Source organism: Pseudomonas sp. B21-023 (genome assembly GCF_024749165.1).
Taxonomy (GTDB): domain Bacteria; phylum Pseudomonadota; class Gammaproteobacteria; order Pseudomonadales; family Pseudomonadaceae; genus Aquipseudomonas.
In genome coordinates this window covers 3,267,486-3,280,124 of sequence record NZ_CP087190.1, presented here as the reverse complement: position 1 = coordinate 3,280,124, position 12,639 = coordinate 3,267,486, and the positions used below count along the sequence as shown (strand labels likewise).

The window sequence follows — 12,639 nt, the reverse complement described above, 5'->3', positions numbered from 1 at the left end:
CCCTTAGCAAGCTAATTAACAAGTTAGTACATTTTAAATCGGGACCGATTGTCGCAGGGGCGTGCAGACCTGCTGGAGCCCCTGCGCTGCAACATGCGAATGGCGTCAGGCCTGCAACCCCTCCAGCACGCAGCGCAACGCCCCTTTCACGCGTTCGGCGGCCGCCTGCGGATCGTCCTGGGCAATCACCCAGATACCGCTGTCGCCCATGGCGCCGTTGAGCAGGTGGGCCATGGCCACGGCATCGAACGCGCGCAGCCTGCCGGCCTGCTGCAACTCGACCAGGCCCTGAGCCATGGGACCGATGTAGCTGGCCTCTTCCATCTCGCGCAGGCGCGGGCCGAGCACGCCGGGGGCATCCTGCAACAGGATGCGCCGCAGTGCTGGTTCATGCAGCAGGTCGTAGTAGTACAGGCAGGTGTCGATATAGCCCTCCCACGGATCGGCGTGGGTGGCGTAGCGGGCATCGATGGCCTGGTTGATCTCGTCGAGCAGGTGTTGCACCACGGCGGTGAACAGCCCGGCCTTGCCGCCGAAGTGGTGGTGCAGGGCGCCGCGGGTGAGGTCGGCTTCAGCGCACAGTTCGTCCATCACCACGGCGGCAAAGCCTTTTTCGGCGAACTGGCGACGGGCGACGGCGATCAGCCGTTCGGTGGTGTCGGCGCTCATGGCGGCGCGGCTGCGGCGTGGGGTGGGCATTGAGGCTCCGATGAAAAAAAACGATGGATGCAAATTAGCATACGTTGCGTATGTCAATAAATAGCATTAGCATACGCGGCGTATGTCAATTGGAGGTTGTCACCGTGTCTGGCCTCGTTTCGCGTAAACCCACTGCCTGGCTGGGCGAGCTGCCGGGCCTGCTGCGCCTGGCACTGCCGCTGGTGCTGGGCCTGTCGGCGGCCGAGCTGATCAGCCTGACCGACACCGTGCTGCTGGCTTCGCTGGGCACACTGGTGCTGGCCTGTGTCGCGCTGACCAGCAGTGCCGGGCTGATTTTCCATGCCGGGCTGTACGGCATGCTCGCCACCCTCAGCGTGCGCGTCGGCCACGCCTTCGGCGCCGATGATCCGGGCGAGGTGGCGCGCACGCTGCGTGGCGGCCTCGGCTATGGGCTGCTGGTCGGCATCCTCGGCTGCCTGGCCATGCTGGCCACGCTGCCGCTGGTGCAATGGCTGGGCGTGCCGCTGCCGGACGTGGCCCTGTTGACGCCGTACTGGCAGGCCATGGCCGTGTTTCTGATTCCGTACTGCCTGGCGGTGGTGTTCAAGGACGTGCTGGAGGCCATCGGCCGGCCTTGGGTGGCCGTGCTGCTGGTGATGAGCGCGGTGCTGTTCAACCTGCCGCTGAGCTATGGCCTGATCCATGGGCATTTCGGCTTGCCGGCGCTGGGGTTGCTGGGTGCGGGCATCGCCGGGGTGATCGCCGAGTCGCTGGCGGTGGTGCTGGCCCTGGCCTATTGGCGGATGGCGCCGTCGTTGGCGCGCTATCGCCAGGCGCCACAGGGGCCGCACTTGTCCTGGCGCACGCTGCTTGGCGAGGGCTGGCCACTGGGGCTGGGCTACCTGGCCGAGGCCGGCGCGGTGGTGATCGCGGCATGGATGCTTGGCTGGCTGGGCAATGCCGCGTTGGCCGCCAACCAGGTGGTGCAGTCGATCGGCGCGCTGCTGTACATGCTGCCGCTGGGCATGGCCGCGGCGGTGAGCATTCGCATCAGCCAGGCCCAGGGCCGCGGCGAGACGGCGCGCATCCGCGCCATCGGCAGCGCCACCTTCGCCAGCGTCACCGCCTGGATGCTGGTGGCCACCGTGCTGCTGGCGCTGTTCGGGCGGCGCATCGCCGAAGCCATGAGCGACGACCCGCAGGTCATCGCCATCGCCGTGCCGATGTTCGTGGTGGTCGCGGCGATGCAGGTGGCCGACGGCCTGCAATCCACCGCGCTGGGCGCCTTGCGTGGCCTGCAGGACTACCGCTGGCCGGTGGGGGTGACCTTGGTCAGCTACTGGTTGCTGGCGCTGCCGATGAGCTACTGGCTGGCCTTCCATTCCGCGCTGGGCCCGGTGGGTGTGTGGGTGGGCTTCGCCTGTGGTCTGGCGGTGTCGGCGGTGCTGCTGCCGTGGCGTTTCTATCGGCTGCAGGCAAGGCCGCTCACCGCGGCGCTGGTTCAGCCCTGATAGAAAACCGCCAGCCACACCGTGGCCACGCCGGGCTCGGTCCACTCCACGCGGTGGCGGCAGCGGGGCGGGATGTCCAGGTGGTCGCCTGCGCGCAGCACGCGGGTGTGCGTCTCGTGCTCCAGGCGCAGCCCGGCGCTGCCGCTGAGCACGACCACCCATTCGCCCTCGGCCTGGTCGTACCAGAACCCCTCAGGGCTGGCCTGGCCGCTGGAGACGATGCGTTCGATGCGCAAGCCCGGCCGCCGCAGCAGTTCGGTGAATTGCTCATCGGCCTCGGGGGCCAGCGGTGGCAGGGCGGTGAACAGGTTGTCTGGCATGGGACGGCTCGCGGGTGGTTGATTGCAGAGGGGCAATTGTAGGAAGGTTTCGGCTTTTGCCCCACGGAAAACCACGATGGACAAGCTGCTGGCGATCAAGGTGTTCATGGCCACCGCCGAGACCGGGGGTTTTTCCGCCGCCGCGCGCAGGCTAGGGGTGGCGACGTCTTCGGTGACCCGCCAGGTCGATGCCCTCGAACAGGCGCTCGGGGCCAGCCTGCTCAACCGCTCCACCCGCCAGGTCAGCCTGACCGAGGCCGGCACCAGCTACTACCAGCGCGCCCGCGAGATCCTCGAGGCGCTGGCCGAAGCCGACGCCAGCGTCGCCGACCGTGGCGAGGAGCCGGTGGGGGTGCTGCGCCTGTGTCTGCCGGTGGAGTTCGGCCGGCGGGTGATTGCCCCGCACCTGGGGGCGTTTCTCGCCCGTCACCCGGCCCTGGAGCTGGACATCGACCTCAGCGACCGTTTCGACGACCTGCTCGACGGGCGCTACGACTTGGCCATCCGCCTGGGCGAACCGGCGCCCGGCGATGAACTGGTGTGCCGGCCGCTGGGCCGCTTCGAGCGTTGGCTGGTGGCAAGTCCCGCGTACCTGCGTCAGCACCCGCCGCTCGGCGAACCGCGACAACTGGCCGATCACGCCTGCCTGCGTTTTCGTTACGGCCAGTCGGCGCGGCCCTGGCGCCTGAGCCAGGGCGAGCAATGCCTGGAACTGGATATCAGCGGCCCGCTGCGCAGCGCCAATGCCGACCTGTTGCGCGAGGCGGCGATTGCTGGCAGTGGGGTGGCGTTGCTGGCCGACTGGCTGGTGCGCGAGGATGTCGAGGCCGGGCGCCTGCAACGGCTGTTCGCCGACTGGACGGTGAATCCGGGCAATGCCAGCGCCAGCATCAACGCCCTGTACCTGCCCAATCACCGTGGTTCGCGACGGGTGATGGCGTTCGTCGCCTTCTGTGAGGGGCTGCTGGCAGGCTAAGGCGTTGCGTGTCGCGCAAAGGCCTGTTGCGCAGGCGATGGATTCTCCCCGGGGCGAATGTCCGTCACCCTTCGCGCACATCCTTTCGCAAGCCGAGGTACCCTCGAATGAATCCCTCCCTCGCCGTCGCCCAGCCAGCGGCCCCAGGCCTGAGTCGCGCCCTGGTGATGCTGCTGGCGTTCTGCTGCGGCGCCATCGTCGCCAACATCTACTATGCCCAACCCATCGTCGGCCTGATCGCCCCGGACGTTGGCCTGTCCACCGAGCAGGCCGGCCTGATCGTGTCCCTGACCCAGATCGGCTACGCCCTGGGCCTGTTGTTTCTGGTGCCGCTGGCCGACCTGCTGGAGAACCGCCGGCTGATGGTCGCCACGGCGGTGCTGGCCGCCGGCAGCCTGTTGCTGGCTGGCACCAGCGGCCATGGGCAGGGCGAGGTGTTCCTGCTGTACGCGTTGCTGATCGGCTTCAGTTCGGTGGCGGTGCAGATGCTGATACCGCTGGCGGCGCATCTGGCGCCGGAGCGCGAGCGTGGCAGGGTGGTCGGCAACATCATGGGTGGGTTGCTGCTGGGGATCCTCCTGGCGCGTCCACTGGCAAGCCTGGTGGCGGATCATTTCGGCTGGCGTGCGGTGTTCGTCGGTGCCGCCGGGTTGATGCTGGCGATCATCCTGCTGCTGGCGTCGACCCTGCCGCGCCGAGTCCCCGAGCACAAGGCGAGCTATGCCGAGCTGATGGCCTCGTTGCGGGTGCTGTTGCGCCGTTATCCGGTGTTGCGCCAGCGGGCGTTGTACCAGGCGCTGATGTTCGCGGCGTTCAGCCTGTACTGGACGGCGGTGCCGCTGGCGCTGGCCGCTGAACATGGCCTGTCGCAGAGCCAGATCGCGCTGTTTGCCCTGGTCGGGGCGGTGGGCGCGGTGGCGGCGCCGTTGGCCGGGCGGTTGGCTGATGCCGGACATGGACGGCGCGCTTCGTTGCTGGCGCTGAGCCTGGCGCCGCTGGCGTTGCTCGGCGGCCTGAGTACCGCGGGCATGAGCGTGATGGGCCTGGGGCTGACCGGGGTGCTGCTGGATTTTGCCGTGCAGATGAACCTGGTCATCGGCCAGCGCGAGGTGTACGCGCTGGATCCGGCCAGCCGTGGCCGCTTGAATGCCCTGTACATGACCAGCATCTTCCTCGGCGGCGCCGTGGGCTCGGCGCTGGCCAGCGGGGTGTATGCGCAGTTCGGCTGGCATGGGGTGGCGCTGTTGGGGGCTGTGTTGCCGGCCGTGGCACTGATGCTGTTCGTGGTGAGGGCGCAGCGGGCCTGAGGGCGACCACTTCAAGCCATCCCGACCTGATAATTTTGCCAGTAGCCCTGGCCTCCCTGCCGTAGCACGCTGTGGCGACACCCATCACGCAGGGCACGGAGGCTAACCATGAGCAGCACCAACAGCGTTGTCCATCATCCATTCGGGATGGATCCATGTGATCATCAGAACCACCCGATTTTCAATGCCACCACGCAGAAGCGCAATGCCGTGGACCCGCGCACGGGGTTGTTCGAAGCCTACGTGCCCTTGCCCTCGATTGTGGGCGGCGACGGTGAAGGGCCTGTGGTGGACATGAGCCTGTTCTATTCACCCTTGGTCAACAACCATGCCGGACTGGGGGATGGCTGGTCGTTTGCCTTTACCTGTTATCGGGAAGAACAGCAGCAATTGACGCTGCATTCGGGGGAGGTGCTGAGGGTTGAGAAAGGCAAGGACCTTGAGAATCTCGAGAAGAATGGTGTAGCGGTGATGTGGGACCTCAAGGGTACGCGTGTCAGAGTGAGGTACCCAGATGATCGGCGCGAGTGGCTAGAGCAAGTGGGAAGCAGCAAGGTATGGATGCCCACGAGCATAGGCTCTCACACTGGCGATGTAAATCTGACGTGGCAGCAACAAACTCTTGAACCGTCGGTAAAGAAAAAATATGCCGCATTGCTTCGAGGTGTGGAAAAGACGGCACTTGAAGCCAGTTACATTCGCCTTGCGCAGATCTCGGCCGATAGCCGTATGTTGGTCAAGCTTACCTATACCGATACCAAGGTCACGCTGGCGTATTGGCCGGATGAGGCCAGCGAGCATGTGAGCTTCACACTGAGCCTGGCGGACTATGCCTTGACCCGGGTCGACGCCCCCGATGGCAGTGCTTGTGAATTCAAATATCACGACCATGCCCAATGTGGTCGCCTGCTCAAGGAACTCACGACATTCGAAGGAGTGAAGGAGGCGGTGGCCTACAAGGACAACGGGCTGACGTTCAAAGATAACCCCAAACTGTCGGCGTTGCCCTGTGTCAGCCAGCACACTCTTACTCCCCGAGGTGGGATGAGCCAACCTATTGTGACGGCCTATGCTTATCAGCGGGACAACGACAGTGATGGCCAGTATTCAACCACTACCACTCAGGGAGGCGGGGCGTGCAAGACAGTGTATCGCTACGATAAAACCCATGAGCGAGTAAAGGAGACGACCAGTGAGGGCGCATGTGAGATAACGAAGGAGTATTCAAATCAGGCAGGCCCCAATAGTTTTAAGGCAGTAACCAAGGTTTCGTATTCGACTACGAGTGGAGGGTGTCGAATAATAAACGATGAAAGCTATTTTTATTCAGGTCGCTTAGTAAAGAAGATTACTCCTGGTGCTATGCACCATTTTCAAGTGGAAAATGATTTTTCACACCTCAAAGCTGTTTTTCGCAAGAAGGGGGTCGAGCTCGAGAGCTCCGATGTAGAAGTCAAAAACGATTATCATACAGGTCCTTATGATTCGTTTGATGATATTATTCATGGGGGAATTAAGGTTGAGTTCATGGGTGTCACCCCGGACCCTATAAACTTTGCGTGGGGAAAGTTTAATTTTAAGTTTGAAAGGCTATATGAACATAAAACTAGTCAAATTTGGTCGTCAACCGTTGCTGTAATGAGCTTTTCTGATGGTCAAGTGGCGAAAGTGCGCGAGCTCAGAAGGTACGATAAGCAAAATAGGCTCGAGCAAATATCTCATCATTATAAAGATGCTGATGGTCGGTGGGTCCTTATCAGCAGCAAAGATTTTGAAGTTTGGGTAGACGAGCTTGAGCGGTGTGCCGAAACGAGTAACGAGGGGAGTGAAACAACCAGCATTCTCAGTGGCCGCCTGATCACGCAGACGGATGTGCACGACAACCAGACCACCTATACCTATGACGAACATGGCCGCCTGAAGACCCTTACCCGCTGCGCCCAAAGTGACACTTACCAGCAAGTGACCACCTATAGCTACCCCAGTGCCGGACGTTTGGAGATCATCGAGCCGGATGGCACGCAACGGGCTACCGAAGACGATGGCCTGGGCAACCTTATCGCTGAATACGTGCGCGCGGACGCCAACAAGCCTTGGCGCCAGACGCTGAAAGTCGACTATGACAACCGTGGCCGCAAGAGCAAGACCACCCGCTACGACTACCTGGCTGACGGCACCCAGGTCAGCGAGTGGTGCGAGCTGAAGTACGATAATTGGAACCAGGAGTGCCAGCAGACCTACAGCACCGGCCAGCACGTATTCAACCAGTATGACCCGGTGGCGCATACCCGCACCGAGTGGAGCGGCAGGGCGACGGACAAGCAGCGCAAGGTCACCACCTACAATGATGACGACACCGTGGCCAACATCGTCTGGACGGATGCCCAGGGCGAAGAGTGCCAGCTAGAGACGCTGACCTACACCCATGCCGCGCAGGTACACACCCGTACGATCGAAGGCGCAGGCAGTTGGCGGTGCACTACCTATACCTATGACGCTGCGGGGCGCCTGCTCAAGCAGGCCCATGATGAGCGTGCCAGCGCCGATGCCAAAGAAAAAACCACCTATGCCTACAGCTATGAATACCCCGCCAACTGGCTGATGACCGAGCCCACCAAGATCAGCCTGGATGGCCAGGCACTGGGCGAGCGCGCGTTCGACAGCTTGGGTCGGGTGACGCGGTTGAGCCGCGGCGATATCAGCGAAACCTACAAGTACGCAGGCATGAACAGCGTGCCGGAATCACGCACGGGGGCCGACGGTGTCACGCTGGCGTTCGAGTATTTCCCCGAGCTGGGCAACGAGGTCAAGAGCGTTAGCGGCAAAAGCGCCGATGACAAGCAGCTGGGCAAACAGACGTTCACCTATGCCCATGGCAGTAGCAGCCAAGCCACGGCGAGCGAGGGCGGGCAGGTGATCACCTTCGATCATCAACGCAATCAATGGACCAAGCAGCAGGCCAAGCTGAGCGCCAAGGCCAGTACCACCGTGAGCCGCAGCGTTTCCGAAGGGGGGCGTCTGCTGTCTGAAACCGACGCGGCCGGTAACAAGAGCGTGTTCAGCTACAACGGCAAAGGGCAGCGCGACAAGGTGGTCGTCAATGGCGACACCACGACGCTGCACACGACGCAGCACACCTATGACGAGCGTGGTCGCCTGGAAAACGACACGATCACCCTGGGTGGCGACAAGGTCACGGTGACCTATGCCTACGACACCGGTGGCCAGGAAACACAGCGCAGGTTCACCCTGGACAAGGCCTTCGACCTGAGCATCAAGCGCGAGTACAGTGGCGAAGGGCGGCTGAAATCCATCGAACTGTACGACGAGCAGGCCAAGAAAACGCTGGGCTCGCACGCTTACAGCTATACCGTGGGCGGTGCCGTGGAAACCTGCAGTTCGACCGGTGTCTGGCAGCCGAAGACGCCCAAGGGCACGGCGATCAGCATGCAGGCGTTCACCTATGACAATCTGGGCAACGTGAAAACCTGCATCAGCACCTTTGACAAGCAGAGCTGTACTTCCACCTATACCTACGACAGCGCCAAGGGCTATCGGCTGCAGAAGGTCGAGCATAGCCATGCCGACTACAAGCCCGCCGTGACGATCGTGTACGACGCGGCCGGCCGCGTGATCAAGGACGCAGCCGGCAAGACCTACGCCTACGACTGGCTGGGGCGGCTGGTGCAGTCCGGCTCGCGGCACTACACCTACGACCCGCTGAACCGCTTGGCCAGCAGTGCCGACAAAGAGGGTGCCACGCCGCACCAGTTGATCCACGAAGGCTACCGTGTGCGCGGCGAATACCCGGTGGGCGAGCACAAGGACCAGCGTATCGTGCTGCCGGGCAGCAGTGCTTGCCAGGTACAGAAGAACAAGGCCGGCACCAGCGAGCGCACCCTGTTCAACCTGTGCGATGACGATGGCAGCGTGTTGCTCAGTTTCGATGTGGTGTCGCGCAAGCCGGTACACCACGCTTACAGCGCCTATGGCGCGCACAGCTCGGACGAGCAGGGTGCCCTGCACGGCTATAACGGTGAGTACCGCGAGGCCGAGGGCGACCAGTATCCTTTGGGCAGTGGCTATCGTTGGTACGCGCCGCAGCTCATGCAGTTCCAGGCCCAGGATGGTGCCAGCCCATTCGGCCAGGGCGGGCCGAACGCCTATGGCTACTGCGACGGCGACCCGGTGAATCACAGCGACCCGAGCGGGCAATGGAAACGGCGACGCCAGTACTGGGACTATACGGACTGCGAACCGGCACCGATGAGCTTGGGCAAGCACGGTGCGCTGATCTCCGCGATCATTTTCGGTGGGATCACGGTGCTCTCGGCGGTGATGACCGGTGGCGTGTCACTAATGGTGACCGCGGCGCTGGTGACGCTGGCGGTGGTATCGGCGGCTACGGCGATTGCCGGGGCGATCGTGGCCGAGAGCGACCCAGAGGCGTCGCGGATCCTGGGTTGGGTGTCGTTGGGCGCGGGCATCGCAGGTGGGCTGGCGCAAATGGGCAGGAAAATCACCGTGCTCATGGTGCAATTGGGGCGTTCGGGCAGGCAGGCTGCCCGGCACCTGATACAGAAAGGTGCCGGTGCCTTGCGCAGCCTCCGGCAAGGGCCTGGTCGGCTGCCGAAGACTGTGGTCAAACCGGTGCCTGGCGCGTTACGCAACATTGTCAAAGAGTCCTTGGGTGAATTGCGCATCGGGGAGTTGGACCGCTTTCGGCCGAACATGAGGAACGATTACACGGGGGCTTTGCGGGCCATTGTCAAGGAAGACACTCCATTGCGGCTGGCCTTCAAGGCGCTGGGCGTTGGAGAGGTCAATACGGTTATGTATGGCGTGACCGGCGTGCTGGGGCTTACCGAAGCGTATGAGGATGGCGTGATCCAAACGACCAATTCGTGGAAGAACAACTTTACCGCCTTGCCTTGGGGGGATTTTGGGGCTTTGTTTAGAAAATAATGACCTTGCCGCTCCCCAGGCGTAGCTGGGAGCAGGGTTGCCCGCGATAGCGTTTGATCACGTATCAGCCTTGGGCTGATCGAATGCCATCGCGGGCAAGCCCGCACCTGCAGATACGTTCAGCGCCCCAACGGCAGGGCCACGCCGATCAGCGCAAACAGGCCGCCACAGGCACGGTTGAACCCCCGGCCACCCTTGGCCAGCCATGGCCGGATGCGAAATGCCAGGCGCGCCAGCAGGTACTCCACCAGGCACTCGACACTGGCGAAGGTCGCCGCCATCACCACGAACTGCAGCAGCAGGCCGCGCTGCGGGTCGATGAATTGCGGCAGGAACGCGCCATAGAACAACAGCACCTTGGGGTTGGCCAGCGCCGACAGGCAGCCCTGGCGGAACAGCCCGGCATTGCTCAGCGCGGTACTGCCGCGGGGCAACTCGAGATGCAGCGCCGGGGTGCGCCACAGCTGGATCCCCAGCCAGACCAGGTAGGCCCCGCCCACCCACTTGAGCACCGTCAGCACCGAGGCCGAGGCCTGCAGCAGGGCACTCAGGCCGAACATGGTCAGGGCGATCAGGGCGCTGAAACCGAACACTCCGCCGCCGATGGTGAACAGCGTGCGCCGGGCGCCGTACAGCGCGCCATGGGTCAGGGCCAGCAGGCTGTTGGGGCCTGGAGTAAGGGACAGGCCGATGCTGGCGAGCAGGTAGATGAGCCAGGTGTCGAGTGCCATGGGTTTGCCTTGTCGGTGGTGAGGGCGCCAGTGTAGGGCAGGGTGGTAGCAATGCAGGGTAGTATTCGGACAACTGATGGTCATATCCGGACATTGCCATGACACCCGACCTGCGTCTGCTGATCCTGCCGCTGCCGGAATTCGCCTTGCTGCCCTTCGGCGCCTTCCTCGACAAGCTGCGCTTTTCCGCCGACGACGAGGACTACAGCCGCCAGCGCTACTGCCGCTGGACCGTGATCGGCCTGGACCTGGCGCCTGTGCCGTCCAGCAGTGGGGCCATGGTGCAAGTGGAGGCGACGTCCGCGCAGGTCGACTGGAGTGCCTACGACCATCTGGTGCTGTTCGGCGGGCGCAATGCCAGCGCCACGGCGGCATTGGCGCCACGCTACCGGGCCTTGCTGAAACAGGCGGCCATGGCGGGGGTGAGGCTGGTCTGCGTCGACAACGCGGCCTTCCTGCTGGCGGCCTGTGGCCTGCTGGACGGTCATCAGGTGGTGGTGCACTGGCGTCATGAGGCCGAGTTTCGCGTGGCGTTTCCCCGTGTGCGGCTGCTGACCGGGCAGTTGTATTGCTTCGACGGCAGCCGTATCACCTGCGCCGGCGGCACGGCGGCCATCGACCTGGCGGTGGAGCTGATCGCCCGCGCCAGCGGCCGCGCCCGAGCGCTCAAGGGCCTGGCCGACATGCTGGTGGATGAAAGCCGCGACAGCCGCCACGCCTTGCGCTCGCTGGAGGCCGGCGCCGGGGAGGGGCGCCAGGTGCAACGGGCCACGGCGCTGATGCGCCATCACCTGGCGGCGCGGCTGCCGGTGGAGGCGCTGGCGGCGGAGCTGGGGATCAGCCGGCGCCAGCTCGACCGCCAGTTCCAGGCCTGCCATGGCATGAGCGCCAAGGCCTGGTGGCAGGAGCTGCGCCTGCAGCAGGCGCGCTGGCGGTTGCTCAACTCCAGCCACAGCCTGGCGCAGATCGCCGATGAAGTGGGCATGGGCGATGCCAGTTACCTGGGCAAGTGGGTGCGGCGGCGCTTCGGTTGTACGGCGCTGGCGCTGCGCAGGTCCGAGCCGGACTCATCGCGGGGCAAGCCCGCTGCCAGCGTCTGACCCGCGGCGTGCGGGGCGTGGGGGCGGGCTTGCCCCGCGATGTGGGGTTACTGCGGCGTACCGAATAACCCCGTCCAGTAGATCCCCGCGTCACTCTTCGGGTCCACCGCATACGCCGCCCCCAGTTCACGGAAGTCCGCGTTCATCAGCGTGGCGCAGTGCCCAGGGCTGGCCAGCCAGCCGTCGACCACCTTGCGCGCGGTATCGCGCCCGGCGGCGATGTTCTCGCCGATCTGCCGATACAGGTAGCCGGCCAGTTCCGCGCGGTCGCCCGGCGTGCGGCCATCGCGGTCGATATGGTCGAAGAAGTTCTGGTTGGCCATGGCCCGGGTGTGGTTGGCGGCGACGCCGGCCAGGGTCGCGCTCCAGGCCAGCGCCGGGGCGGCGGGGTAGGGCTGGCCGCCGCACTGGCGCGGCAGGTTGCGCGCGGCGTTGATTTCCTGCAACAGCTTCTGCCCTTCGGCCTGCCAGTCGCCCAGGCGCCCGCTGAGCAGCGGGCGGGCCAGGACGATGCGCCAGTCGCGACCCTCCTGGCTGACCCCGATATCGACGAACTGCGGGTCGAGCACCACCTGGCAGAAGCTCTCCTCGATGGCTTTCATCGCCGCCTTGGCATCCCGTGGGCCGGACAGGCTGATGGCCTGCACGTTGACCATCGGGTAGGCGGCGCGGGTCATGGCCTGCTGCAGGTCGCGGGTGCCCTCCGGCGACAGCGCCAGGCGGGTGTCGCTGTTGAGCGGCGGCAGCTCCAGCGAAGCCTCGCCGCCGCAGCGCTGGGCCTGACTGCGGTAGACGTTGATCGTATCGATCAGTTGCGCTTCTTCGCCGGCATACGCCTGGCTGCCGGGGGCGGCAAGCAGGCCCAGCATCAGGCCGAGGCAGGCAACGGATGGGACGCGCATGTGGATCTCCCTGTAACTGGCAGCGTCTGGATCTGCGCTGCCCATCCTACACAAGCGCAAGGCTTTTGGCCCGGCCCTGTGCGGTATGAAAACCAAGCCTTGCAATCGATTGCAGTCGGCAAAAGAGGGGGTAGACCGCTGGTCGGCAAAAAAGTGCGGTTTTTTGG

Annotated in this window: 9 protein-coding genes; 5 read left to right on the top strand and 4 right to left on the bottom strand. The window is 64.2% G+C overall.

What is annotated here, in order from left to right:
• Positions 1 to 105: 105 nt before the first annotated feature.
• A complete protein-coding gene (locus LOY42_RS14665) occupies positions 106 to 699 on the bottom strand; it encodes a TetR/AcrR family transcriptional regulator (protein ID WP_139670867.1) in 594 nt (197 codons plus the stop codon).
• A gap of 104 nt (positions 700 to 803) precedes the next feature.
• Here LOY42_RS14665 and LOY42_RS14660 point away from each other — a divergent pair, with 104 nt between their 5' ends.
• Positions 804 to 2,171, top strand: coding sequence for an MATE family efflux transporter (locus LOY42_RS14660; RefSeq protein WP_177486029.1), 1,368 nt, complete (start codon positions 804 to 806; stop codon positions 2,169 to 2,171).
• On the opposite strand, the gene LOY42_RS14655 is transcribed toward LOY42_RS14660, so the two are convergent.
• Positions 2,162 to 2,491, bottom strand: a complete 330-nt coding sequence (locus tag LOY42_RS14655; protein ID WP_139670871.1) for a cupin domain-containing protein — start codon at positions 2,489 to 2,491, stop codon at positions 2,162 to 2,164. The genes LOY42_RS14660 and LOY42_RS14655 overlap by 10 nt on opposite strands.
• A 76-nt stretch (positions 2,492 to 2,567) precedes the next feature.
• On the opposite strand from LOY42_RS14655, the gene LOY42_RS14650 reads away from it, so the two are divergent.
• From LOY42_RS14650 to LOY42_RS14640, 3 genes are all read left to right on the top strand, one after another.
• Positions 2,568 to 3,467 carry a LysR family transcriptional regulator gene (locus LOY42_RS14650; protein ID WP_258598063.1) on the top strand — a complete coding sequence of 300 codons (900 nt, stop codon included), beginning with the start codon at positions 2,568 to 2,570 and terminating at the stop codon, positions 3,465 to 3,467.
• A gap of 107 nt (positions 3,468 to 3,574) precedes the next feature.
• A complete protein-coding gene (locus tag LOY42_RS14645) occupies positions 3,575 to 4,774 on the top strand; it encodes an MFS transporter (protein WP_139670875.1) in 1,200 nt (399 codons plus the stop codon).
• Between the two features lie 108 nt (positions 4,775 to 4,882).
• Positions 4,883 to 9,739: an RHS repeat domain-containing protein gene (locus tag LOY42_RS14640; protein ID WP_258598060.1), complete on the top strand. Its 4,857-nt coding sequence runs from the start codon at positions 4,883 to 4,885 to the stop codon at positions 9,737 to 9,739.
• Positions 9,740 to 9,858: 119 nt separating this feature from the next.
• On the opposite strand, the gene LOY42_RS14635 is transcribed toward LOY42_RS14640, so the two are convergent.
• Entirely contained in the window at positions 9,859 to 10,470 is a 612-nt protein-coding gene (locus LOY42_RS14635; RefSeq protein WP_139670879.1) for a LysE family translocator, read from the bottom strand.
• Positions 10,471 to 10,568: 98 nt separating this feature from the next.
• On the opposite strand from LOY42_RS14635, the gene LOY42_RS14630 reads away from it, so the two are divergent.
• Positions 10,569 to 11,570, top strand: a complete 1,002-nt coding sequence (locus tag LOY42_RS14630; protein WP_139670881.1) for a GlxA family transcriptional regulator — start codon at positions 10,569 to 10,571, stop codon at positions 11,568 to 11,570.
• A gap of 47 nt (positions 11,571 to 11,617) precedes the next feature.
• Here the strand turns inward: LOY42_RS14630 and LOY42_RS14625 are convergent, their stop codons facing one another.
• Positions 11,618 to 12,472, bottom strand: coding sequence for a CAP domain-containing protein (locus tag LOY42_RS14625; protein ID WP_139670883.1), 855 nt, complete (start codon positions 12,470 to 12,472; stop codon positions 11,618 to 11,620).
• Between the last annotated feature and the right edge of the window lie 167 nt (positions 12,473 to 12,639).

What these genes read in the sequence shown, in the direction of transcription:
- LOY42_RS14650 (WP_258598063.1), top strand. Translation starts at nt 2,568, where the DNA reads ATGGACAAGCTGCTGGCGATCAAGGTGTTCATGGCCACCGCCGAGACC.
- LOY42_RS14630 (WP_139670881.1), top strand. Translation starts at nt 10,569, where the DNA reads ATGACACCCGACCTGCGTCTGCTGATCCTGCCGCTGCCGGAATTCGCC.
- LOY42_RS14625 (WP_139670883.1), bottom strand. Translation starts at nt 12,472, where the DNA reads ATGCGCGTCCCATCCGTTGCCTGCCTCGGCCTGATGCTGGGCCTGCTT.
- LOY42_RS14655 (WP_139670871.1), bottom strand. Translation starts at nt 2,491, where the DNA reads ATGCCAGACAACCTGTTCACCGCCCTGCCACCGCTGGCCCCCGAGGCC.
- LOY42_RS14665 (WP_139670867.1), bottom strand. Translation starts at nt 699, where the DNA reads ATGCCCACCCCACGCCGCAGCCGCGCCGCCATGAGCGCCGACACCACC.
- LOY42_RS14635 (WP_139670879.1), bottom strand. Translation starts at nt 10,470, where the DNA reads ATGGCACTCGACACCTGGCTCATCTACCTGCTCGCCAGCATCGGCCTG.
- LOY42_RS14645 (WP_139670875.1), top strand. Translation starts at nt 3,575, where the DNA reads ATGAATCCCTCCCTCGCCGTCGCCCAGCCAGCGGCCCCAGGCCTGAGT.
- LOY42_RS14640 (WP_258598060.1), top strand. Translation starts at nt 4,883, where the DNA reads ATGAGCAGCACCAACAGCGTTGTCCATCATCCATTCGGGATGGATCCA.